Here is a 23,803-nt window from a genome sequence, read left to right on the forward strand (position 1 = left end):
TTCGCCTTGCCGTCGCGGCGGGCGAACCACGCTGCGGCCAGCGACCCCGAGACGTTGTGCCACACCGAGAAGACGGCGGCCGGCAGCGCCGCGAGCGGGCTGAAGTGCGCCGCGGCCAGGGAGGCGGCCAGCCCCGAGTTCTGCATACCGACCTCGAAGGCCATGGCGCGGCCCGCCGGTTCACCGAGCCGGGACAGCCGCCCCACGGCGTAACCGATCGTCAGGCCCAGGCCGTTGTGCAGGACGACGGCCAGGAAGACCAGCGCCGCTGCCGACTTGATCGTGTCCGCGCTGGCGGCCACCACGATGGTGACGATCGCCGCGATGGTGACCGCCGAGAGCCAGGGGAGGACGGGCAGCGCCCGCTGCACGTGGCGCCCGGCCAGCAGCCGTACCACCAACCCGCCCAGGACCGGCAGCAGTACGGTCTTGAGGATGTCGCCGAACATCGAGCCGGTGTCCACCGGCAGGAACTCGCCCGCGAGGAACAGGGTGAGCGGCGGGGTCAGCAGCGGCGCGACGAGCGTGGAGACCGAGGTGACGGAGACGGAGAGGGCCACATCGCCCCGGGCCAGGTAGGTGACGACGTTCGACGCCGTGCCGCCCGGTGAGCAGCCGACGAGGATCACCCCGGCCGCGAGCTGCGGGGAGAGACCCAGCGTCTGGGCGACCAGCCAGCCGAGCCCCGGCATCACGATGTACTGCGCTGCGAGTCCGAGCGCGACCGCCCAGGGCCTGCGCACGATGCCCCGGAAGTCCGGCAGCGTCATGGTCAGGCCCATGCAGAACATCACGACGCCGAGCAGATACGGCACCGCTTCGCCCCCGCCGGTGAAGCTCCCCGGGCTCACGAGGCCGAGGGCGCCCGCGAGGACGACCAGGAGCGGGAAGAGGGTGACCGCGCGGCGCGCCCCGCGCTGCTCGGCTGCGGCCTCCGGGGAGTCGGAGGGGTCCGGGGAGCCCGGCGAGGTGTTCTGGTGTTCGGTTCGCACCCGGAGAGAAAACGCCCCGGCGCGGCCGGTTGGCAAGGCTGTCTCGCGATGTGACCCGCCGGGGCGGCCCCGGCCCCTACCGTGGCCCGGGTGCCTGGACGGTGAGGATGCCCAGCGTGGACTGGGCGGGCAGCAGCCCGGAGTTGATGACGGCCGTGAACGCCGGGCGGTTCAGCTCCGCCAGCCGGGCGCAGCCGTCCTCGCCGAGAGCCCGGTACGGTGCGGCGGCCAGCTCGTCCGTCATCCGCTCCACCTCGTCGCGCACCTCGCGTCCGCGTTCGGTCGCCGTGCCGTCGGCGTCGAGCAGACCGCGCTCCCGCAGCCGGGTGCGGGCCGCCGCCCACTCCTGTTCGCTCCAGCCCCTTGAGGCGAAGTTCGCCACCGGCGCGGCACCGATGCCCGCGAAGGAGACCAGTGCCTCGCAGCCGTCGAGTCCGGCGGCCTGCAGCGCGGCCAGATGGCCGTCGCCGCGGTGCTCGCGCAGGACGTTGGCCGCGTGCCAGAGCACCATGTGCGGCTCACCCGGCCGGCCCAGCGCGGCGTTGGCGGCGGCCAGCGGGCGCCCTGCCAGATCCGCGCTCTCGGCGGCGGTACGGGCCAGCTCGGCGGCCTCGGCGAGGCCGGGGTCGTCGATCCGGTCACCGAGCATCGCGCGCAGGGTCGCGTCCACGCCCCGGGTGCGCGCCTCCAGTACCGCCTCGGGCGAGGCGGTCCGCCAGATGCCGGGCACATGGGCCGCGACGGTGCGTGGGCTGAAGCTGTAGAAGGTCGCGGTCACCAACTGGGCCGTCGCCGCTCCGAGCGGGGCCGCGCGCAGCGCGAAGTAGGCGGGCCAGCGCTCGGTTGTGTCGTAGCCGAGGTCGGCGGTCTGTGCGCGGACCTCGGGGGCGAAATAGACGGATGCGTAGACGGGTTCGAGCTGGTGCCACGTCTGTCGCGCGAGACTCGGGAAGTCGGCCATGGCGGTAAGCTATCCACCAATGTGAACGCCGTCAACATGCGAGTGGGCGGCAGTTGGCCGCACGCTGGCGTCATGGCTGCCAAGAAGGATGTCGAGAAGGACGGCAAGGGCCACAAGAGGGCCGGCGGGAAGGACGGCAGGGGGCGGGGGAAACTGCGGATCCAGGTGCGCCGTGTCTACGAGGAGCCCGATCCCGGCTCGGACGGGGCGCGCGTCCTCGTCGACCGGGTCTGGCCGCGCGGTCTGTCCAAGGAGGGGGCCGCGCTGGACGCCTGGCACAAGGAGGTCGCCCCCAGTACGGAGCTGCGCAAGTGGTACGGGCACGATCCGGACCGCTTCGAGGAGTTCGCCGAGCGCTACCGCGCCGAGCTGGCCACCGACGAGGGGGAGCGGGCGACGGATGAGCTGCTGGAGGCCGCCTCCGGGGCCGGGGTGCTCACCCTGCTGACCGCTGTCAAGGACCCGTCGATCGGCCACACCCGGGTGCTGGCCGACGAACTGGAGGATCGCACCCGGTAGGGCGACGAGGGTGCGAGGCGCGCGTTGACACAATCATGCAGAAGTCCGCATACTTATGCCAGTCGGTGTGCGCACCAGCAGAGCAAGCCGTGGCACCTCCACCACCTCACACGAACAGGCGCGAACAAGTGAGCAGCAGCGAAGACAAGGGTGATGTCCGCCTCTGGGGTGGACGTTTCGCGGACGGACCGGCGGAAGCCCTGGAGAAACTGTCCGCATCGGTCCACTTCGACTGGCGCCTGGCGCCGTACGACATCGCGGGCTCGCGGGCACACGCCCGGGTCCTGCACAAGGCGGGACTGCTCACCGAGGACGAGCTGCGGCAGATGATCGCCGGGCTCGACGCGCTGGAGCGGGACGTGGCCTCCGGGGACTTCCAGGGCACGATCGCCGACGAGGATGTGCACACCGCGCTGGAGCGGGGCCTGCTGGAGCGGCTCGGCAAGGACCTCGGCGGCAAGCTGCGCGCGGGCAGGTCCAGGAACGACCAGGTGGCCACGCTCTTCCGGATGTATCTGCGGGACCACGCCCGCGTCATCGGCGGTCTGCTCGCCGACCTCCAGGGGGCGCTCGTCGGGCTCGCCGAGGCCCACCCCCACGTGGCCATGCCGGGCCGCACCCACCTCCAGCACGCACAGCCGGTGCTGTTCGCGCACCATGTGCTGGCGCACGCCCAGGCGCTCGCCCGGGACGCGGAGCGGCTGCGCCAGTGGGACGCGCGCACCGCGGTCTCCCCGTACGGCTCGGGCGCGCTGGCCGGCTCCTCGCTCGGCCTCGACCCGGAGGCTGTCGCCGCCGACCTCGGCTTCGAGGGCGGCAGCGCAGCGAACTCCATCGACGGAACGGCATCGCGCGACTTCGTGGCGGAGTTCGCCTTCGTCACCGCGATGATCGGCGTGGATGTCTCCAAGATCGCCGAGGAGATCATCATCTGGAACACGAAGGAGTTCTCCTTCGTGACCCTGCACGACGCCTTCTCGACCGGCTCCTCGATCATGCCGCAGAAGAAGAACCCGGACATCGCGGAGCTGGCGCGCGGCAAGTCCGGCCGGCTGATCGGCAATCTGACCGGGCTGATGTCGACGCTCAAGGCGCTGCCGCTCGCTTACAACCGGGACCTCCAGGAGGACAAGGAGCCGGTCTTCGACTCCATCGACCAACTGGAGCTGCTGCTGCCCGCCTTCACGGGCATGATGGCGACGCTGACCGTGCACGGCGACCGGATGGCCGAGCTGGCACCCGCCGGGTTCTCGCTGGCCACCGATGTGGCCGAGTGGCTGGTCAAGCGCGGCGTCCCGTTCCGGGTGGCGCACGAGGTGGCCGGGGCGTGCGTGAAGGAGTGCGAGCGTACGGGCATCGAGCTGGACCAGCTCACCGACGAGCAGTTCGCCGCGATCTCCCCGCATCTCACCCCCGAGGTGCGCGAGGTGCTGAACGTCCCGGGCGCGTTGGCCGCCCGGGACGGCAAGGGCGGAACAGCGCCCTCCGCGGTGGCGGCCCAGCTCGCCGACTTCCGCACCGACCTGGACCTCCAGCGCGAGTGGGCCGACGCCAAACGTTGAGCCGCGCCCCGCCAGGGGCGCGGGGCTGTGCTGATATGCGGCTCCGCCGCGCGCGACCAGCCACAAACAACCCGCAGACTGCAGCGGTGAGCAAGGGCACCCCCTCGCCGGACATGGGGAGGGAGCCCGGGCCGGGGTGCGGGGCCAATAGCCATCCGCCCAGTACGGTGGGGCGGCAAGCAGCCGCCCCACCGCCGCGCCGGGAGATGCCGATGCCCTTCACCCGTCTCGCTTCCGCCACGACACCGACGGCCCACCTCGGCCTCGGCCTGGCCGCCGTCGGCCGCCCGGCGTACATCACGCTCGGCCGGGAGGCGGAGCTTCCCGGCAACCGCACACCGGAGGCGATGCGCGCCCGTACGCACGAACTGCTCGACGCCGCCTACGCGCAGGGCGTGCGCTACTTCGACGTGGCGCGGTCCTACGGGCGGGCCGAGGAGTTCCTGGCGGCCTGGCTGAGCGAGCACCCGGAGGCCGACGACGTGGTCGTCGGCAGCAAGTGGGGCTACACCTACGTGGGGGAGTGGCGTACGGAAGCCGAGGTGCACGAGGTCAAGGACCACTCCCTCGAGGCGTTCGAACGGCAGTCGGCCGAGAGCCGCGAACTGCTCGGCGACCGGCTGGACCTGTACCAGATCCACTCCCTCACCCCGGACAGCCCCGCGCTGACCGACACGGCGCTGCACGAGCGGCTGGCCCGGCTGGCGGCCGCGGGTGTCACCGTCGGCTTCAGCACCAGCGGCCCCGCACAGGCCGACGCCATCCGCGCCGCGCTGGCGGTCACCGTGGACGGCGAGCCGCTCTTCCGTACCGTGCAGAGCACCTACAACCTGTTGGAGACCTCGGCGGGGGAGGCGCTGGCCGAGGCGCACGAGGCGGGACTGACGGTGATCGTCAAGGAGGCGATGGCCAACGGTCGGCTGGCGGGCGGTCAGGAGCCCCGCGATCTGCATCTGGTGGCGGAGGCGGCGGGCACCACGCCGGATGCCGTCGCGCTGGCCGCTGTGCTGCGGCAGCCGTGGGCGGGCGTCGTCCTCTCGGGCGCGGCCACTGTCGCCGCGCTGCACGCCAATCTGCTGGCCACAGCGGTCGAACTGGACGAGGCCCAACTGGCCCTGTTGGCCGAGCTGGTGGAGGAGCCGGAGGTGTACTGGCGACGCCGCTCGGAGCTGCCGTGGCAGTGAAGGCCCTCAGCCGTCGAAGCTGCGGACGCCCACCTGGGTCTGCCCGAGCGCAGTAGCCCCGATCCTGTCCGTGCCCCGTAAGTCTGTGTGGTGGGGCGCTGCTGTGCAGTCCGCCGCCTCGGAGTCTCCCGTGTCTCCCATAAGACACCCATGTCTCACTTGAAGTATGATTGTTTTATGAGTCTGGATCGGGAGAAGCTGCTGAGCACCGCCGCCGACGTCCTGACGCGGCGGCCGACGTCCTCGATGGACGACATCGCCAAGGCGGCGGGCATCAGCCGGGCGACACTGCACAGGTACTTCGCCGGCCGGGACGCGCTCGTCCGGGCGCTCGAACAGCTCGGCCTGCGCCGCCTGGACGCGGCCCTGGACGCCGCGCGGATGGAGGAGGGCGAGGCAGCCGACGCCGTACGGCGCGTCATCGCCGCGACCGAACCGCTCGCCGGCTTCCTCGGCTTCCTGGTCACCGAGAACCAGCTGTTCGAACCCGGAGAGCAACATGAGGGCTGGACCCGGATCGACGGGCGCATCAGCGCCCTCTTCCAGCGGGGACAGCAGGAGGGCACCTTCCGGATCGACCTGTCCCCGGCCTGGCTCACCGAAGCGCTCTACGCGCTGATCACCGCGTCGGCCTGGGCCGTCCAGGACGGCAGGGTCGCGGCCCGCGACTCGGTGCGGATGACGGCCGAGCTGCTGCTCGGCGGCGCACGGCGAAGCGGGGAGAAATGAGCACCGAGACCGTCGCCCCCGCCCCCTCGCGGCTGCGCTGGGTCGCCCTCTCGGTGCTGGTGCTGGCCGTGCTGCTGGTCGGCATCGACGTCACCGTGCTCGGTCTGGCGGCGCCCTTCCTCAGCGAGGATCTGCGGCCCTCCAGCACTCAGCTGCTGTGGATCGGTGACGTCTACTCGTTCGTCATCGCCGGACTCCTGGTCTCCATGGGCAGCCTCGGCGACCGGATCGGCCGCAAGAAGCTGCTGCTGGCCGGTTCGGTGGCGTTCGGAGGGCTGTCGGTGCTGACCGCCTACGCGCACAGCCCCGAGGCGATGATCCTGTGGCGCGCCCTGATGGGCGTGGCGGGCGCCACCTTGATGCCCGCCACCCTCGCGCTGATCCGCAACATCTTCCCCGACCCGCGCGAGCGCAGCCTGGCCGTCGGCATCTGGGGCGCCATGACGGCAGCCGGCACGGCTGTCGGTCCCGTCGTCGGCGGGTTCCTGCTGGAGCACTACTGGTGGGGCTCCGTCTTCCTGATCAACCTGCCGGTGATGGCCGTACTGGTGCTGGTCGGCAGCAAGCTGCTGCCGGAGTCCAGGAACCCGGCGCCCGGACCGTGGGACCTGCCGAGCGTCGGACTGTCGATGGTGGGTCTGGTCGCACTCGTCTACGCGGTCAAGGAGAGCGCGGCCTACGGCTTGCGCTGGGACGCCGCCTCGGCTGCTGTCCTCGGGCTGGCGGCGCTGTACGCGTTCGTACGGCGCCAACTGCGGTTGCCCGCCCCGCTGCTGGACATGCGGCTGTTCGCCCACCGCGGCTTCAGCGGTGCCGTCCTCGCCGACCTGCTCACCATCTTCGGCCTGTCGGGACTGGTCTTCTTCCTCTCCCAGTTCCTCCAGATGGTGCAGGACCGCACCCCCCTGGAGGCCGGTCTGGCCGAACTGCCCGCCGCGGTCGGCTCGGTGGTCGCCGGACTGTTCGCGGGGTGGGCCGCGCGCCGCACCTCGGTCAGGGGCGCCGTCTCCGGCGGGCTGACGGCCGTGGGGCTGGCCCTGGGCGCCTGCCTGTGGCTCCAGGCGACCACGAGCTACCTGCTGCTGGGCAGCGTGCTGCTGGTCGTCGGCGTCGGCGCGGGGCTGGCGTTCACGGTGACCGCCGACGTGATCCTCTCCACGGTGCCCAAGGAGCAGGCCGGCGCCGCCTCCGCGGTCTCGGAGACCGCCTACGAACTGGGCGCGGCGCTGGGCATCGCCCTGCTGGGTTCAGTGGTGACGGGCGTCTACCGCTCCTTCGCGACCCCCTCGGGCGTCCCGGAGGGCGCCGCCGAACACGCCCGGCAGTCGCTGGGTGAGGCCGTACGGACGGCCGACGCGCTGCCGCCCGCGCAGAGTGAGGCGCTGCTGACGGCCGCCCGTGACAGCTTCACGGAGGGCCTGCGGTACGGCGCCACCGCGGGTGCCGTCGTCCTGCTGGCCGCCGCGGTACTGGCCTGGCGCCTGCTGCGCGACCAGCGGCTGTAGGGGCCTGGCTCCTTCCCGCCGCAACGGCGGGAAGGACAACGGCGAGTGTCCGGCGGAATGCGCGGCGGCGGCAACCGAAACTTGGGCGTCAGGCCGCCTTCGCCTTCGTCGCGTAGACGTCGACGTACTCCTGGCCGGACAGCCGCATCACGTCGCTCATGACCTCGTCGGTCACCGCGCGGAGCACATAGCGGTCGCGGTCCATGCCCTCGTACCGCGAGAAGTCCAGCGGCTCGCCGAAGCGGACCGTGATCCGGCGGCCCCGGCCGATCCTCGGCAGGCCCTTGCCGCCCGGCTGCACCTCGTCCGTGCCGATCATGGCGAACGGCACCACGGGTGCGCCCGTCATCAGCGCCAGGCGGGCGATGCCCGTACGGCCGCGGTAGAGCCGGCCGTCGGGGGAGCGGGTGCCCTCGGGGTAGATGGCGAAGACGTTGCCGTCTTCCAGCACGCGGCGGCCGGTCATCAGCGCGGCGACGCCCCCGCGTCCGCCGTCCCGGTCGACGGGGATCATGCCGACCCCGGTGAAGAACCACGCCATCAGCCGGCCCTTGAGGCTCTTGCCCGTGACGTACTCGTCCTTGCCGATGAAGAAGACCTGCCGGGTGGTGACCAGCGGCAGCACCATCGAGTCGATGAAGGTGAGGTGGTTGCCGGCCAGGATCACCGGACCCGAGCCAGGGATACGGTCGGCCCCTTCGACCTTCGGCCGGAACAGCACGCGAAGAAGCGGGCCGAGCACTGCCTTGATCAGCCGGAAACGGGACAACGGACCCTCCGCCCAAGTCGATATGGCCGTGCGCTTGGTCGATGCGCACGGACGCGCAGATGAGGACGATACTCGCCGCTTCGGGTACCCGGTACACCGGGTCGCTTGCACCGTTACGGGGAATTGACGCGGTTTACCTCCGTATTGCCGCGGTCCTCGGTTCCCGAATCGCTTGTGTTTCCACCGTGTTCGCACGCACGTCTCCCCGGCGCCGCCGGGGCGGTCCTACGATCACCCCGACGCGTGGCAGGGCCGGACATCGGTGCCACCGGGAGAAGGGGAGAGCGCATGGGACAGGAGCAGCAGCCGGGCCGCAGAACCGTGCTCGGGGCGGCGGCGGTGCTGGGCGCGGCGGGCACGGGCGCGGTCGCGCTCGGCGGCGGTACCGCGCAGGCCGCGGACCGCTCGCGGACCCGTACCGACGGGCGCGGGAGAGGCCACCGCGGTCTGCCCACCCCGGCCGTCATCGCGCACCGCGGCACCAGTGGCTACCGCCCCGAGCACACCTTCGGCTCCTATCAGCTCGCTCTCGACATGGGCGCCGACGTCATCGAGCAGGACCTGGTGCCCACCAAGGACGGTCACCTGGTGTGCCGGCACGAGAACGACATCACCGCCACCACCGATGTCGCCGACCACCCTCAGTTCGCCTCCCGCAAGACCACCAAGACGGTGGACGGCAGGAAGATCACCGGCTGGTTCACCGAGGACTTCACCCTCAAGGAGCTCAAGACGCTGCGCGCCAAGGAGCGCATCCCGCAGCAGCGTCAGCACAACACCCTCTACAACGGCCGCTGGGAGGTGCCCAGCTTCGAAGAGGTCCTCCGGTGGGCCGAGAAGGAGGGCAGGCGGCGCGGGCGCCCGGTGTGGCTCCACGTCGAGACGAAGCACCCCACCTACTTCCGCAAGCTGGGCCTCGGTCTGGAGAAGCCGCTGGCCAAGCTGTTGCGCCGGTACGGCCGGCACAAGGCGCACTCGCCCAACTTCCTGCAGTCCTTCGAGCCCAGCAGTATCCAGAAGCTGAGCGAGCTGGTGGACTGCCCCCGGGTCGTCCTGCTGTCGGGCCCCACCTCGCGCCCCTGGGACTTCGTGGAGGCGGGCGACCCGCGCACCGTCGCCGACCTGGTCCAGCCCGAGGGCCTGAAGTGGATAGCGGGCTTCGCGCAGGGCATCGGCCCCACCCTCGACCTGATCATCCCCCGTAAGGAGGACGGCTCCCTCGGCGAGGAGACCACCCTCGTGCGGGACGCGCACGCGCGGAAGCTGGTGCTGCACCCGTACACCATGCGCAACGAGAACACCTTCCTGCCCGCCGACTTCCGCGTGGGCGACGACCCGAACGCTTACGGCGATGCGTTCGGCGCCTTCAAGCGCTGGTTTGAGACGGGCATCGACGGCATCTTCTCGGACAACTGCGACACCGCGCTGCTGGCCGCTGCGGACTTCCGCGGCGACCACTGAGCTGACGGGGTCCGTTCCACCCGCACGAGTGAGACGCCGCCCGTCCCGCAACCGGGGGCGGGCGGCGCGCGTGCAGCGTCGTATGACCCCACCCTCCTCACTGATGGAGCCGGGCCTGGCGGCGCTGCTGGACGCCGAGTGCGCCGCGGAAGCCGCGGCGCGGCCCGGCGCTGACGCCGACGATCTGCGGCAGGGCGTCTGGCTGCGCTGGCTGGAGCGACTGCGGGAGGCCGGACCACCCGCGGAGCCGGCCGGCTGGCTGGCCGCCGCTGTACGGGCCGAGGCGCGGGCGGCGGCGGGTGCCTGGGTGCGCGAGGTGCCGCGGGGGGACGAGCCCGCGCCCCGCCCGCCCCGGCAGCGGCGGATCACCGCAACTGACGGCACCGGCGATCCGGCCAGCGACACCGAGGCGCCGCTGCTGGCCGCCGAGCGGCACCGCGAACTGGCGGCCGCCCTCGGCGGACTGCCCGGGCGCTGCCCCGCCGTGCTGCGGGCACTGCTCTCCCGAAAAGATCCCACATACCCCCAAATCGCCCATGAGTTGGGAATCTCACAGGGCGCGCTGGGCCCGCTGCGTTCCCGCTGTCTGGAATGCCTGCGCAGAATGCTCGCGGCAAAGGTTCCACCACCCGGAACTCAGGGAAGGGTGCGAGAGGCAACCGGCGTCACCAGGGCAGACTGCACGGACACGGCACCCTCACTCTCCCGTGCCCGTGCGCACACAACTTGGGGAGGCATGCGCACATGGGCATGAGCGTGACCATCTCTGCGGCGGACGAGCGCGACGCCGAACAGATACTGAAGCTGCAGTACCTCTGCTTCCAGAGCGAGGCGGAGCTGTACGGCGACTACCGCATCGAGCCGCTCGTCCAGACGCTGGACGAACTCCGGGACGAACTGGCCGGTGGCTGCGTGATGGTGGCCCGGCTGGGCGAGGAGGTCGTCGGCACCGTGCGCGGCAAGGTCGACGCCGAGGGAACGGCGCGGATCGGCCGGCTGTGTGTGCACCCCCGCCTCCAGGGCCACGGCCTCGGCGGGCGGCTGCTCGCCGCCGTCGAGTCGGGACTCGCCGAGGAGTTCGCGCCCAAGCGCTACCACCTGGTGACCGGCAGCCGCAGTGAGGGCAATCTGCGGCTGTACCGCCGCCTGGGCTACACCCCGGTGGGAACCGAGCGCGACCGCCGGGTGACGCTGGTGGCTCTCGCCAAGGACGCGACCGAGTACGCCACCAGCGCGTAGGCGGAGCTAATCGTGGCGGGCCCGTAGCCACCACAGGCCCGTCAGCGGCAGGGCGACCGGGATGAAGAGGTAGCCCATTCCGTAGTCGGACCAGACGGTGGCGTCCGGGAAGGCGGAGGGCTCCGCCAGGGTCCAGGTGCCCACCGCCAGCACGCCGAACAGCTCCAGCGCGCAGCAGGTGAGGGCGGCTTTCCGGGCGCCCTCACCGCCGCGCACGAGGGAGAGCGTGATGAACGCGTACACCACGGCGGCGATCGCCGAGAGGATGTAGGCCAGCGGCGCCTCGTGGAAGCGGGTCGACAGCTGGACGGCCGAGCGCGAGGCTGCGCCCACCGTGAAGATGCCGTACAGCGTGACCAGGAGCTTGCCCGGGCCGGTGTTGATGCCCGCGCGCCGGGGCGCGGGCCCGGTTTTCGGGGTCGTCGGTTCAGCCACCGGCGCCGCCTCCCCAGATATCGTAGAGCCGCACTTGGAGCACCGCCAGGACGACGGCGCCCGCGACCACCGTCAGCGAGCCCCACTTGGTGCGCTCCGTGAGGGAGACCAGTCCCACCACGGGTACGCAGGCGACGACGCCGACCAGGTACGAGAAGAAGACCACCGAACCGTCGGCCGCTGTCTGCCCGCGGGCTGTCTGCACGATGCCGACGACCAGCTGTGCCAGGGCGAGCAGGGTCACCACGGCCATGCCGATGAAGTGCCAGTCCTTGGTGGGCTGGTCGCGATAGGCCGCCCAGCCGCACCACGCGGCCAGCAAGAGCGCGGCCACGGCGAGCGTGACGGTGAGCGGGGTGAGCATGTGAAGGAGTCTAAAAGGGCGCTCCGACCCGCCGACGCGCGCCCCCGAGCGCCCGCGTACGCTGCCCGGCATGAAGTTCGAAGCCCCTCTGACCTTGCTGTTCGACAACGACGGCACGCTGCTCTCGTCCATGGACTCGGTGCTCAGGTGCTGGACGAAGTGGGCGCGGGAGTACGGGATCAGCGCGGAGGACTTCGCCGCCGTCGAGCTGCATGGCCGGCCGGCCGCGGAGATCGTCGGTGATCTGCTGCCCGCCGAGCTGATCCCCGAGGCGCTGGCCCGGATCGAGCGGCTGGAGGTCGAGGATGTGCCGCGGGGCGGCGTCGTACCGCTGCCCGGTACCGCCGAACTGCTGGCCTCGCTGCCGGAGGGGAGCTGGGCCGTGGTGACCTCGGCCACCCGCGAACTGGCCGAGGCCCGGCTGCGCGCCGTGGGCATCGAGGCGCCACTGGTCGTGGCCGCCGACGACATCACCCGGGGCAAGCCCGACCCGGAGCCCTATCTGCTGGCGGCCGAGAAGCTGGGCGCCGATCCGGCCAGGTGCGTGGTCTTCGAGGACGCGCCCGCAGGGCTGGAGGCGGGCAGCAGGGCGGGGATGCGCACCGTGGGCTTGGCCACAACGCACCCCCGCGACCAGCTGGCGGCCGAGGTGGTCGTCGACCATCTGGGCTCGGTAACAGCGCAGGTCACAGCCTCGGGTGTGGCGCTCGTCGCAGAGGACTGAGCGAGCCCCGGCGCACCGGGCGCCTGTCCATTTCAGCGTCCGGAATGCGGACAGCGGTCTCCGTGCCGTCCTCACCGTCTGGTTTACTTTGCCCCATGAACACGACGAGCTGCCGCACACTTGCGACCGAGGCGACCTTGACGCCCGGTGCTCGTTGTATGCCTCTGAGCGCCTGGCCGTCGCGCACCGCGCGGCGAATGTGTGCCTGCTGAGGGCCCCCGCCTGAGCTGACCGAGGCGACTCGCGCCCCGAAGCGAGTCACGAGCCCGCGCACCGAGCACCGCGGGCAGAGCCCCCGCCATCCCGCCGGGCCCTTCCGGGCTGCCGGCCGAAGCCGTGGCGGGCTCCCACGCGCACCGCGAACACCGCAGCCGTGGGCGCACTCTGCCCGCACCGCGGCGGACCGCGCCGCGCGCCTGCCTCGACGGCACCGTAAGCGCTCATCCCACCGACACCACGGATGTTTCTGTGATCACGACAACGGACCTCACCAAGGTCTACCGCACGCGGGACCGCGAGGTCACCGCACTGGACGGCGTCGACCTCCACGTCAGGGAAGGCGAGGTCTTCGGCGTCGTCGGCCAGAGCGGCGCCGGGAAATCCTCGCTGATCCGCTGCGTCAACCTCCTCGAACGCCCCACCTCGGGGACCGTCACCGTCGACGGCCAGGAGCTCACGGCCCTCGCCGGCAACGGCAAGCGCGCGGGCAGGGAACTGCGCGCGGCACGCGGCCGGATCGGCATGGTCTTCCAGCACTTCAACCTGCTGTCCTCGCGCACCGTGCTCGGCAACGTCGAGCTGCCGCTGGAGATCCTGGGCCACTCCGGGCAGGAGCGCACCCGCAAGGCGCACGAGCTGCTCGACCTGGTCGGCCTCGCCGACCAGGCCAAGGCCCACCCGGCGCAGCTGTCCGGCGGCCAGAAGCAGCGCGTCGGCATCACCCGGGCGCTGGCGGGCGACCCCAAGGTGCTGCTCTCCGACGAGGCGACCTCGGCGCTCGACCCGGAGACCACCCGCTCCGTCCTCCAACTCCTCCGCGACCTCAAGGAACAGCTCGGCCTCACCGTGCTGCTGATCACGCACGAGATGGATGTCGTCAAGGCCGTCTGCGACTCGGCGGCGCTGATGAAGAACGGACGGATCACCGAGTCCGGCACCGTTCCCGAGCTGCTGGCCACGCCCGGCTCCGAGCTGGCCCGCGAGCTCTTCCCGGTCGGCGGGGTGCCTTCGGCACCGGACCGTACGGTCGTGGACGTCACCTTCCACGGGGAGACGACGACCGAGCCGGTGATCTCCAAGCTGGCCCGGACCTACGAGGTGGACATCTCCATCCTGGGCGCCGCCATGGACACCGTCGCGGGCAGGCAGGTCGGCCGGATGCGGATCGAGCTGCCCGGCGGCTTCGAGGACAACGTGGTGCCCATCGGCTTCCTGCGCGAGCAGGGCCTCACCGTCGATGTCGCGGCTGTCACGGACGTCACGCAGAACGCCAAGGACGCAAGGGACGCCAAGGGCGGCCAGAACGGCGGGAACACAGACGCCGTCGGCAGCACCGCCGGCCTCGTCGGGGAGGGTGCCAAGTGACCTGGTCGGAGATACAGCCGCTGCTCTTTCAGGGCTTCTGGGACACCCTCTACATGGTCGGCTGGTCGGCACTGATCGCGCTCATCGGGGGCCTGCCGCTCGGCGTGCTGCTCGTGCTGACCGACAAGGGCGGAATGCTGCAGAACGCACCCGTCAACAAGGTCGTCGGCGCCGTGGTGAACGTCGGCAGGTCGCTGCCGTTCATCATCCTGCTGATCGCGCTGATTCCCTTCACCCGCCTGGTCGTCGGCCAGTCCGTCGGCTCAACGGCCGCCATCGTGCCGCTGGCCATCGGTGCGATCCCGTTCTTCGCGCGGCTGGTGGAGACCGCCGTTCGCGAGGTCGACCGGGGGCTGGTCGAGGCCGTGCAGGCGATGGGCGGCGGCACCCCCACCGTCGTCTTCAAGGCGCTGCTCCCGCAGGCGCTTCCGTCCCTGGTTGCAGGGCTGACCACGACCGTGATCGTGCTGATCGGCTACTCGGCGATGGCCGGCACGGTCGGCGGTGGCGGCCTCGGCTCGGTGGCCGTGCAGTACGGCTATCAGCGCTTCGAGACCAGCGTCATGATCGCCACGGTCGTCGCGCTCATCGTCATCGTCACCGCCGTGCAACTCGTCGGTGACGCCGTCGTACGGCTGCTGGCCGCGCGCCGGGGCGGTGCGGGCGGCGACGGGGGAGCGGGCAGGCGGCTCGCCCGGCTGGGCCGCGGCCGCACCGTCGCGGTGGCCGCAGCTGTCGTCGTCCCGCTGGCGCTGATCGGCTACGGGATCAACCAGGGCGGCGAGGACAAGCAGACCCTCAAGGTCGCCGCCTCGCCGACCCCGCACGCCGAGATCCTGGAGTACGTCGAGAAGCACCTGGCCGCCAAGGAGGGGCTCGACCTCGACATCCGCAAGTTCAACGACTACGTGGTGCCCAACACGGCCACCGAGAGCGGCGAGGTCGACGCCAACTTCTTCCAGCACAAGCCCTACCTCGACGACTTCAACAAGAAGCAGCACACCCACATCAGGCCGGTGGTCAACGTCGAGCTGGAGCCGCTGGGCCTCTACTCCAGGAAGGAGAAGAGCGTCAAAGGCATCGGGCCCGGAGACACCCTCGCCGTCCCCAACGACAGCACCAACGAGGGCCGCTCCCTCCACCTGCTCGCCGAGCACGGCCTCATCGAGCTGAAGCCCGGCGCAGGCCAGGAGGCCACCCTGGGCGACATCGCCGACGACAAGGGTCTGAAGTTCAAGGAGCTGGAGGCCGCCGCGGTGCCCCGCGCGCTGGACGACGTGGACGCCGCCGTGATCAATGGCAACTACGCCGTCGACGCCGGCCTCAACCCGGCCAAGGACGCGCTGGTCGCCGAGCAGGCCGAGGGCAACCCGTACGCCAATTTCCTCGCGGTCAAGGACGGCAACCAGGACGACCCGCGGATCAAGAAGCTGGCCAAGCTGCTCAACTCCAAGCAGGTCAAGAAGTTCATCGAGGACAAATACCAGGGGGCCATCGAACCGGTCTTCGGGAATGTGGGATCGTGAACACCACGGCGAACCCCATGGACTGAGCCGGGGAAAGTCCCCGTGTCGACAAGTCTCTGATCAGCGCCGGGCCCCATCCGCCGAAGGGGCCCGGCGCTGCACATCCCGGTGCCGATGCTGCATGCTGTGCACCCCGACGTGTAGGAGCGGCGCATGACCTCGACCTTCCCGGACATCTCGATCAGCACGGACCGGCTCGTGCTGCGCCCGTTCGAGGAAGCGGACGTCCCAGCGCTCACCGCGATGATGGCCGACGACCAGATCACCGCCTGGATGGCGGCGCCGGTGCCCTACACCGAGGCGGAGGCCCGCACCTTCATCACCCGCGGCGCCCCCGCCCGGCGCACCTCGGGCGACGGCATCGTCTTCGCCGTCACCGAACTGCTCACCGAGCGCCTCGTGGGCCTGGTCGAACTGCGCGACACCGACTGGCGGGTGCTCTCCGCGCACGCCTCCTACGCCACCGCCTCCTGGGCCCGTGGCGAGGGCTACGCCTCCGAGTCGCTGGCGGCCGTCGCGCAATGGCTCTTCCAGGACCAGAAGTTCGAACGCCTGGAGATCCGCACGGCCGCCGACAACACCGCCGCCCAGCAGGTCGCACAGAAGCTCGGCTGCATCAGTGAGGGAGTGCTGCGCAACGCCTGGATAGCGCGCAGCCGCACCGAGAACTGGGACTCGTCCAGGCCGGATTCCGGCGGCGGCTGGGCGGACATCCGCACCGACCTCATCGTCTGGAGTCTGCTCCCCGAGGATCTCGACGGAGCCTTCGAGGGCACCTTCGACCAGTCCGCTGAGGCGGGCGGCTACGTGCCCTACCCCGGCTGGCCCCAGCGGCACTGACCGCCCCGCGCGCCGGGCGCCGGAGCTGTCCGCCGCCGCAGGGGGTACCCTCAGTGGGCCCCGACCTGCGATGAGCACAGACAGCCAGGAGACACCCGCCATGGCCGACCGCGTCACCGTGATCGGGTGGGACGGTTCGCCGCTGACCGACGCCGCCCGCTCGGCACTCGCAGCGGCCACCCTCGTCGCCGGAGCCGCGCACCACCTCGCCCTGCCCGAGGTCCCGCCGCGCGCCGAGCGCATCCGGCTCGGCAGCACCTCCCTCGCGGCGCGCCGGATCGCGCGCCACCGCGGCACGGCCGTCGTCCTCGCCGACGGAGACCCCGGCTTCTTCGGCGTCGTACGCACCCTCCGCGCCCCCGAGCACGGCCTGGAGGTCGAGGTCGTGCCCGCGGTCTCCTCGGTCGCCGCGGCCTTCGCACGCGCCGGAATGCCCTGGGACGACGCCCAGCTCGTGGTCGCCAGCAGCCGCACCCTGCGCCGTGCTGTCAACGTCTGCCGCGCGCACAACAAGGTCGCCGTGCTCACCTCGCCCGGCGCCGGGCCCGCCGAACTCGCCCTGCTGCTGACCGGAGTGCACCGTACCTTCGTCATCTGCGAGGCACTGGGCACCGAGCGCGAGCAGGTCACCGTCCTCACCTCCGACAAGGTCGCCGACCACACCTGGCGGGACCCCAACGTGGTCATCGTCGTCGGCGGCGCCGGAGCCGGTGCCGACACCGGCGCCACCCAGGGCAGCGGCTGGCTCGCCGGCCACGAGGTCGGCTACCCGCCCGCCGTGCGCGGCTGGGCGCTGCCGACGGTCGAGTACACGGGAGCACAGGAAGGGGGCGGCGGCGCGCCGCGCGACAGCGAGTCGGCGCAGCTGCGCGCGGCTCAACTCGCCTGGCTGGGACCGCGCGTCGGCGACCTGGTCTGGGACATCGGTGCGGGCAGCGGGGCCCTCGCGGTGGAAGCCGCGCGCTTCGGCGCCGCCGTCATCGCCGTCGACAGCGACGCGGACGCCTGCGCCCGTATCTACGCGGCAGCGCGGCGGTTCGGCGTCCAGCTGGAGACCGTGCACGGCCTGGCGCCGCACATCCTGGAGGATCTGCCCGAGCCCGACGTGGTGCGGGTGGGAGGCGGGGGAGCGGTCACCGTCACCGCGGTCGCCGACCGCCGCCCCGCGCGCATCGTCACCCACGCCACCACCAGAGATGAGGCGGAGGCGGTCGGAAGGGCGCTAGGGGAGCGGGGATACACCGTCGAGTGCGCCCTGCTCCAGTCGGTGGAGCTGGAGACCGCGGAGTGGACGGAGACCGAACGCTCCGTCGTCTTCCTGCTGTCCGCCGTCCGGGCCTGAGCCTCTTCGGCGCCGGTGTGACGCCGGTGTGACGTCGTGCGTGACGAACCCCGGCGAAGTGCGCATTCTCTCCCACCCGTGGCCGGTGGGCCCTGGTTGGACCGGTAGGCTGGTGGACTGTTGTGCCACTGTTCGGGGTTGACGCTTCGTCCGTCATTGTCCGAATGGTGTAGGCGGAGGCACGTGCCGCACAGAGCGCGTGCTCGTTCTTCATCTGCGGGGCGCGGCGGTCCGTCCGCCGGGTTGGAAGGAGCACTAGCGATGGGCGAGGGGATCGCATGACTGACACCGGCCAGATCCCGGGAGAGGGGCTGCCGGAGAACGCAGGCGGGCAGGTTCACCACGAACCGCACGAGGAAGAGGACCTGCTGATGCCCTCGGCACAGGGAGCCTGGAACGAGCAGCCGGCGCCGGCGCCCGGCCGGCCGATGCCTCAGCCTCAGGCCCAGCCTCAGCCGGAGACCCCGTACGCGTACGACGCGCAGGGCCGGCCGCAGCCGGTCGCCGGCCAGCAGCTCCCGCAGGAGGGCCAGTTGACCCCCGAGGCGCCGTACGCGCAAGAGGGCGGCCCCGTGCAGGGCGGGGAGCACGCCGTCAACGGGTACGCGCAGCACGGATATCAACCGCAGGACGCGGCGTACGTGCACGACGCCGCGTACGTCCAGGAGGCGCAGGCCGTCCAGACCGCGCAGGGCACATCAGGCGCTGCGCAGGCCACCGCGCAGGCCGCCCAGCCGGAACAGCCGCAGCCCGACGCGGCGCCCGCGTCCGCCCCGCAGCCGGAGGGCGCCCCCGCACCCGCCTCCGCGCCTCAGCCGGAGGCGGGCCCCGCGCCCGCTGACGCGCCGGGACCGCGCGAGGCCGACAGTGGCGAGGCCGGCTCCCACGACATGAGTGCGGCTCCCACGCCCCAACAGCCGTCCGGGGTACCCGCCTCGGCGCCCGGCGCGCCCGGTCAGGGGCCACGGCGTCCACTGCACCTGGGCCCGCCGGTGCCCGAACAGTCGGGCACCGTACGTCCCCTTTCCGAACGGGCCGCCGCACCCGCGGCGCCCGTCGCGCCGCAGGCCGCACCCGTACAGGCCGCACCCGTACAGGGCGCTCCCGTACAGGCCGCGCCGAACGGGCCCGTGGGTGCCGCCGCGCCGCAGCCCGCCGCGCCCGCCGACGGACGGATTCCCGAGGAACAGTCCCAGCAGGCGACGGCGGCGCAGGAGGCCGCTGAAGCGCCCGGCCAGCAGCCGACAGCTCCCGCTGTCATGGACCCGCAGAACGTGCCGGCGCCGGAAGCCGTACAGCCCGCCGGTCCCCAGCCTGCACCGGCCGAACCGCTGCCGCCGCAGCCGGAGGCGCAGCCCCAGCCCCAGCCGGAAGCCACGCAGTCGGCTCCCCAACCGGTCGTCGAGGAGCCGCTGCCGGGCCCCCAGCTCGGCCAGCTTCCGCCCCAACAGGACGGCTGGGCCACCCAGCAGGCCCAGGCGTCCGAGCACACCGCACCCGAGCACACCGCACCCGAGCACACCGCACCCGAGGAGACCGCACCCGAGGAGACCGCTCCCGTGGAGACCGCTGGAACGCCCGGCGCGGCCCCCGAGGCAGCTCCGGCCGAGGGCGGTCAAGCCGAAGCTGCGGCCGCCGCTCAGGAGGGCTCCGCCGCCAACGAGACGGTGCCCGGCCCCCGTCAGGAGGCGCAGCCCGGCGGAGTGCCGACGGTTCCCGCCCAGGGCGGCGAGTCCCAGCCCCAGCAGGACGCCACCGCGTCCACGGCCTCGGTGGCATCGCCGATGGACCAGGGCGACGAGGAGCAGGACGGCGCACGCCCGGACAGCGCCGCGATCCCCGAACAGGCAACAGCCCCAGCCTCCCCGGGCACCGCGTCCGAGCCCCAGTCCCAGCCCCAGCCCCAGTCGGCCGAGGCCACGGCCCCGGCACCCGACGGCGCAGAACCCGTCGCCGTCACGGAGGCGGAAGCGGACCGGAGCGGGGAGACCGGCGGTGAAACCCCCGCCGAGGCCGCCCCCGAGGCGGGGAACGCCGAGGCCGAGAGGACGGACGCCGGGGACGCCGAAGCCGTGAACGCCGAGTCCGGTGATGCGGAGGGCGACAGCGGCGAGGCGCCGGCAGGTGACGTCCCCGAGGCGGAGGTGTCCACCGGCGAGCCCGCTCCGGGCGAGCCCGCTCCCGCTGAGCCCGCCCACGCCGAAGCGCCCAGCGCCGAAGCGCCCAGCGCCGAGGCGGCACCCGCCGCGGAGCCCGTCGGGACCGAAGCAGCCGGTGCCGAAGCCCCTGCGGCGGAGCCGGGTGACGTGCAGGTGGCACCCGGCGGGGACGCAGCCGGTGCCGAAGCCGTTGGCGGCGAGGCGCCCGTTGGCGAGGTACCCGCTGCCGAGCCCGCAGAGCCCGCCGAGGCCGAGGCGCCCGAGGCGGCGGCTGCCGCCGACGCCCCCGACGAGCAAGCCTCCACGGCCGAAGCACCCGTCGCCGACGCCTCCACCGGGGAAGCGCCCGGCGCCGAGCAGAGTGGGACCGAGGCCGTCGACGCCGGAGCCGCACCGAACGCCGAAGCGGCAGCGGCCTCCGTTGCCGCCGCCTCCGAGGAGCAGGCTCCCACCGCAGAAGCCTCCACGACTGCGGCCCCCGCAACCGAGCCCCCGGTCACCGAAGCCCCCGTCACCGAAGCGCCCGCCACCGAAGCCCCCGCCACCGAACCCCCCGTCACCGGGCCCGGCGAGGCCGTGGCCGAGGGCGGGGCCGTCGCTGCCGAGGCTGCTCCCGAAGGGGAGCCCGCGCCGGGGTACGCGGAGGCGGAGCGGGAGGCCGTGCACCGGTTGATGCGGGAGCGGCGGGACATCCGTAACGGCTTCCGGCCGGACCCGATCCCGCACGAGGTGCTGCTCCGCGTGCTGGAGGCGGCGCACACGGCGCCCAGCGTCGGCCACTCGCAACCGTGGGATTTCGTGGTCATCCGCTCCGAGGAGACCCGGCGGACCATGCACGAGCTGGCCGAGCGGCAGCGGCAGGCGTACGCCAAGTCGCTGCCCAAGGGCCGGGCCAAGCAGTTCAAGGAAATGAAGATCGAGGCCATCCTCGACACCCCGGTCAACATCGTCGTCACGGCCGACCCGACGCGCGGCGGCCGGCACACCCTCGGCCGCCAGACACAGCCGCAGATGGCGCCGTACTCCTCGGCGCTGGCGGTGGAGAACCTGTGGCTCGCGGCGCGGGCCGAGGGCCTCGGCGTGGGCTGGGTCAGCTTCTTCGACGAGCGGGAGCTGGTGCGCACCCTGGAACTGCCCGAGCACCTGGAGGTCGTGGCCTATCTGTGCGTCGGCTACGTCGACGAGTTCCCGGACGAGCCCGAGCTGATGCAGGCGGGCTGGTCGAAGCGGCGACCGCTGTCGTGGGTCGTCCACGAGGAGTCGTACGGGCGCCGTGCCCTGCCCGGCGCAGAGCCGACCGGTATGCTCGCCGAGACGCTGGGCACCATCCGCCCGCTGGACGCGAAGGCGCTCGGCGAGGCGTGGGAGCGGCAGAAGCGGATGACCAAGCCGGCCGGGGCGCTGGGCATGCTGGAGATCATCTCGGCGCAGCTGTGCGGCCTCTCGCGCAAGTGCCCGCCTCCGGTGCCCGAGCCGGCCGCCGTCGCCATCTTCGCTGGGGACCACGGGGTGCACGCGCAGGGCGTCACGCCCTGGCCCCAGGAGGTCACCTCCCAGATGGTGGCCAACTTCCTGGACGGCGGGGCCGTCTGCAACGCGTTCGCCAACCAGGTGGGCGCCGAGGTGTGTGTCGTGGACGTGGGAGTGGCAGCGGAACTGCCCGCCACGCCCGGCCTGCTGCCCCGTAAGGTCCGTCCGGGGACTGCGGACATGACCGCGGGTCCCGCGCTGACCCAGCAGGAGGTCGAGCGGGCCCTGGAGGTGGGCATCGAGACCGCCCGCGATCTCGTCGCGGCGGGCAACAAGGCTCTCCTCACCGGCGAGATGGGTATCGCGAACACCACGGCGTCCGCCGCACTGATCGCCGCCTGCACGGGCGCCGATCCGGCCGAGGTCACCGGCCGCGGGACCGGAATCAACGACGAGACGCACGCCCGCAAGGTCGAGGTCGTCCGCCGGGCGCTGGAGCTGCACCAGCCCGATCCGGCCGACCCACTGGGCATGCTCTCCGCCTTCGGCGGTCTCGAGCACGCCGCGATGGTCGGACTGATCCTCGGCGGCGCCTCGCTGCGTACGCCCGTCATCCTGGACGGCGTCAGCGCCGGAGCCGCCGCGCTGGTGGCGCGTGCCGTGGCGCCCGAGGCGCTGGCCGCGTGCATCGCGGGGCACCGCAGCGCGGAGCCGGGTCATGTCGCGGCACTCACCAAGCTGGGGCTGCGGCCGCTGGTCGACCTCGACCTGCGGCTGGGCGAGGGCACGGGCGCGCTGCTGGCCCTTCCCATGGTGCAGAGCGCGGCCCGCGCGATGCACGAGGTCGCCACGTTCGACGCGGCAGGCGTCACCGAGAAGGGCTGACGCGAAGCGCCGACCCGGCGGAGTCCCCGGCACCGCACCCGTACCGGGTGCCGGGGGCGCCCCCGGCTGCCCACGCCGGCCCATGCCCGTCGCCTGTGCCCGTGCCCGTGCCCGTGCCCGTCGCCTGTGCCCGTCGCCTGTGCCCGTGCCCGTTCCGCCCGTGACCTGCGAGACAGCACCGTCCGGCCGGTCCGGCATAGGCTGTCCCCACCGTCCCCCGGCCGCTCCATCGCCGCAGCGGCATCGTCGTCGGCTCGGTATGCGAACCGGCCCGCCCTCCCGAGAAGGATGCCGTCCCAGATGTCGGAAACCTCCGCCACTCCCGCCTACCCCGTAGGACTCCGCCTGGCCGGGCGTCGCGTCGTGATGGTCGGCGGCGGCACCGTGGCACAGCGCCGCCTCCCGGCGCTGCTGGCGGCGGGCGCGGACGTCACGGTCATCGCGCCCCAGGTCACGCCCTCGGTCGAGGCGATGGTGACCGGCGGCGAGGTCACCTGGGAGCGCCGCACCTGGCGGGACGGCGACCTGGCCGAGGCGTGGTACGCGCTGGCGGCCACCGACGACCCGGACGTCAACGCCGCCATCGTCGCCGAGGCGGAGGCCCGCCGCGTGTGGTGCGTACGCACCGACGACGCGGACGAGGGCACCGCCTGGACCCCGGCGACCGGGCGCAGCGACGGAGTCACCGTGGCCGTCCTCACCAGCGGTGTACATGGCGCGGGCGGCCGCGATCCACGCCGTGCGGCCGCGATCAGGGACGCCATCGTCTCCGGCCTCGGGGACGGCACGCTCGTCGGGGAGCAGCGCGGCCCCCGCACTGCGGGCGTGGCCCTCGTCGGTGGCGGGCCCGGTGACCCGGACCTGATCACGGTGCGGGGCCGTCGGCTGCTGGCACAGGCCGACGTGGTGGTCGCCGACCGGCTCGGGCCCCGCGACCTGCTGGACGAGCTTCCGCCGCACGTCGAGATCATCGACGCGGCCAAGATCCCCTACGGGCGCGCGATGGCACAGGAGGCCATCAACGCCGTTCTCGTCGAGCACGCCAAGGCCGGGCGGTCCGTCGTACGCCTCAAGGGCGGCGACCCCTTCGTCTTCGGCCGGGGCATGGAGGAGGCCGAACAACTCGCGGCCGAGGGCGTCCAGGTGACCGTCGTCCCGGGCATCTCCAGTTCGATCAGCGTGCCCGGCGCGGTCGGTATCCCGGTCACCCACCGGGGCGTCGCGCACGAGTTCACTGTCGTCAGCGGCCATGTCGCCCCCGACGACCCGCGGTCGCTGGTGGACTGGCCGGCGCTCGCGCGGCTGCGCGGCACCCTGGTGCTGCTGATGGCCGTGGAGAACCTCGCAGCGATCGCGGCCGCGCTGTGTGAGCACGGCCGCGCGGGCGACACGCCTGTGGCCATCATTCAGGAGGGCACGATGGCGACGGAGCGCCGTGTCGACGCCACGCTGGCGACGGCTGCGGAGCGTGCCGCCGCCGAGGGGGTGCGGCCTCCGGCTGTCATCGTGATCGGCGACGTGGTGTCGCTGCGCCAGTCCCGGTAGGGGGCTGC

At 72.6% G+C, this 23,803-nt stretch carries 19 protein-coding genes and 2 pseudogenes; 16 read left to right on the forward strand and 5 right to left on the reverse strand.

The window, feature by feature from the left end:
- Together JW592_RS27045 and JW592_RS27050 are read right to left on the reverse strand one after the other, a co-directional pair.
- Window positions 1-992 (reverse strand): bile acid:sodium symporter family protein (locus tag JW592_RS27045; protein ID WP_209267867.1); only part of this gene is annotated, 992 nt, incomplete at its 3' end.
- Window positions 993-1,068: 76 nt separating this feature from the next.
- Window positions 1,069-1,953, reverse strand: coding sequence for an SCO6745 family protein (locus JW592_RS27050; RefSeq protein ID WP_209267868.1), 885 nt, complete (start codon window positions 1,951-1,953; stop codon window positions 1,069-1,071).
- Between the two features lie 72 nt (window positions 1,954-2,025).
- Between JW592_RS27050 and JW592_RS27055 the strand changes: the two genes are divergently transcribed.
- The 5 genes from JW592_RS27055 to JW592_RS27075 all read left to right on the forward strand — a co-directional run bounded on the left by JW592_RS27055 (window position 2,026) and on the right by JW592_RS27075 (window position 7,452).
- On the forward strand, window positions 2,026-2,472 hold the full coding sequence (locus JW592_RS27055; RefSeq protein WP_209267869.1) for a DUF488 domain-containing protein: 447 nt from the start codon (window positions 2,026-2,028) through the stop codon (window positions 2,470-2,472).
- A gap of 128 nt (window positions 2,473-2,600) precedes the next feature.
- Window positions 2,601-4,034, forward strand: coding sequence for an argininosuccinate lyase (argH, locus tag JW592_RS27060; protein ID WP_209267870.1), 1,434 nt, complete (start codon window positions 2,601-2,603; stop codon window positions 4,032-4,034).
- 212 nt (window positions 4,035-4,246) lie between these two features.
- On the forward strand, window positions 4,247-5,218 hold the full coding sequence (locus JW592_RS27065) for an aldo/keto reductase (protein WP_209267871.1): 972 nt from the start codon (window positions 4,247-4,249) through the stop codon (window positions 5,216-5,218).
- 177 nt (window positions 5,219-5,395) lie between these two features.
- Window positions 5,396-5,947, forward strand: a complete 552-nt coding sequence (locus tag JW592_RS27070; RefSeq protein ID WP_209267872.1) for a TetR/AcrR family transcriptional regulator — start codon at window positions 5,396-5,398, stop codon at window positions 5,945-5,947.
- Complete coding sequence (locus tag JW592_RS27075; protein ID WP_209267873.1) at window positions 5,944-7,452, forward strand: MFS transporter; 1,509 nt, start codon at window positions 5,944-5,946, stop codon at window positions 7,450-7,452. Before JW592_RS27070 ends, JW592_RS27075 begins: the two co-directional genes overlap by 4 nt.
- An 88-nt stretch (window positions 7,453-7,540) precedes the next feature.
- Here the strand turns inward: JW592_RS27075 and JW592_RS27080 are convergent, their stop codons facing one another.
- A complete protein-coding gene (locus JW592_RS27080) occupies window positions 7,541-8,221 on the reverse strand; it encodes a lysophospholipid acyltransferase family protein (protein WP_209267874.1) in 681 nt (226 codons plus the stop codon).
- Window positions 8,222-8,509: 288 nt separating this feature from the next.
- On the opposite strand from JW592_RS27080, the gene JW592_RS27085 reads away from it, so the two are divergent.
- The 3 genes from JW592_RS27085 to JW592_RS27095 all read left to right on the forward strand — a co-directional run bounded on the left by JW592_RS27085 (window position 8,510) and on the right by JW592_RS27095 (window position 10,921).
- Window positions 8,510-9,682, forward strand: a complete 1,173-nt coding sequence (locus JW592_RS27085; RefSeq protein ID WP_209267875.1) for a glycerophosphodiester phosphodiesterase — start codon at window positions 8,510-8,512, stop codon at window positions 9,680-9,682.
- 82 nt (window positions 9,683-9,764) lie between these two features.
- Complete coding sequence (locus JW592_RS27090) at window positions 9,765-10,436, forward strand: RNA polymerase sigma factor (RefSeq protein WP_307805567.1); 672 nt, start codon at window positions 9,765-9,767, stop codon at window positions 10,434-10,436.
- Entirely contained in the window at window positions 10,427-10,921 is a 495-nt protein-coding gene (locus JW592_RS27095; RefSeq protein WP_209267876.1) for a GNAT family N-acetyltransferase, read from the forward strand. The genes JW592_RS27090 and JW592_RS27095 overlap by 10 nt, the downstream gene beginning before the upstream one ends.
- A 6-nt stretch (window positions 10,922-10,927) precedes the next feature.
- On the opposite strand, the gene JW592_RS27100 is transcribed toward JW592_RS27095, so the two are convergent.
- Together JW592_RS27100 and JW592_RS27105 are read right to left on the reverse strand one after the other, a co-directional pair.
- Window positions 10,928-11,356 carry a hypothetical protein gene (locus tag JW592_RS27100; RefSeq protein ID WP_209267877.1) on the reverse strand — a complete coding sequence of 143 codons (429 nt, stop codon included), beginning with the start codon at window positions 11,354-11,356 and terminating at the stop codon, window positions 10,928-10,930.
- Window positions 11,349-11,720: a hypothetical protein gene (locus tag JW592_RS27105; protein WP_209267878.1), complete on the reverse strand. Its 372-nt coding sequence runs from the start codon at window positions 11,718-11,720 to the stop codon at window positions 11,349-11,351. The genes JW592_RS27100 and JW592_RS27105 overlap by 8 nt, the downstream gene beginning before the upstream one ends.
- A 70-nt stretch (window positions 11,721-11,790) precedes the next feature.
- Here JW592_RS27105 and JW592_RS27110 point away from each other — a divergent pair, with 70 nt between their 5' ends.
- From JW592_RS27110 to cobA, 8 genes and pseudogenes are all read left to right on the forward strand, one after another.
- Entirely contained in the window at window positions 11,791-12,444 is a 654-nt protein-coding gene (locus JW592_RS27110; protein WP_209267879.1) for an HAD-IA family hydrolase, read from the forward strand.
- A 468-nt stretch (window positions 12,445-12,912) separates the two neighbouring features.
- A complete protein-coding gene (locus JW592_RS27115; protein WP_307805568.1) occupies window positions 12,913-14,028 on the forward strand; it encodes a methionine ABC transporter ATP-binding protein in 1,116 nt (371 codons plus the stop codon).
- Window positions 14,025-14,678, forward strand: a pseudogene (locus JW592_RS32985) (methionine ABC transporter permease); the annotation flags it as partial. The gene JW592_RS27115 and the pseudogene JW592_RS32985, both read left to right, overlap by 4 nt.
- Before the next feature lie 159 nt (window positions 14,679-14,837).
- Window positions 14,838-15,554 (forward strand): annotated as a pseudogene (locus JW592_RS32990) (MetQ/NlpA family ABC transporter substrate-binding protein); the annotation flags it as partial.
- A gap of 153 nt (window positions 15,555-15,707) precedes the next feature.
- Window positions 15,708-16,394: a GNAT family N-acetyltransferase gene (locus tag JW592_RS27125; protein ID WP_209267881.1), complete on the forward strand. Its 687-nt coding sequence runs from the start codon at window positions 15,708-15,710 to the stop codon at window positions 16,392-16,394.
- A 100-nt stretch (window positions 16,395-16,494) separates the two neighbouring features.
- A complete protein-coding gene (gene cbiE / locus JW592_RS27130) occupies window positions 16,495-17,736 on the forward strand; it encodes a precorrin-6y C5,15-methyltransferase (decarboxylating) subunit CbiE (RefSeq protein ID WP_209267940.1) in 1,242 nt (413 codons plus the stop codon).
- Between the two features lie 278 nt (window positions 17,737-18,014).
- Window positions 18,015-22,250: a nicotinate-nucleotide--dimethylbenzimidazole phosphoribosyltransferase gene (cobT, locus tag JW592_RS27135; protein ID WP_209267882.1), complete on the forward strand. Its 4,236-nt coding sequence runs from the start codon at window positions 18,015-18,017 to the stop codon at window positions 22,248-22,250.
- A gap of 300 nt (window positions 22,251-22,550) precedes the next feature.
- The gene (gene cobA / locus JW592_RS27140; protein WP_209267883.1) at window positions 22,551-23,795 is read left to right on the forward strand and encodes a uroporphyrinogen-III C-methyltransferase; all 1,245 of its coding nucleotides are present in this window, start codon (window positions 22,551-22,553) and stop codon (window positions 23,793-23,795) included.
- Window positions 23,796-23,803: the final 8 nt, after the last annotated feature.

Origin of the sequence: Streptomyces spirodelae (genome assembly GCF_017676385.1) — a bacterium.
In the GTDB taxonomy this organism is placed as follows: Bacteria; Actinomycetota; Actinomycetes; order Streptomycetales; family Streptomycetaceae; genus Streptomyces; species Streptomyces spirodelae.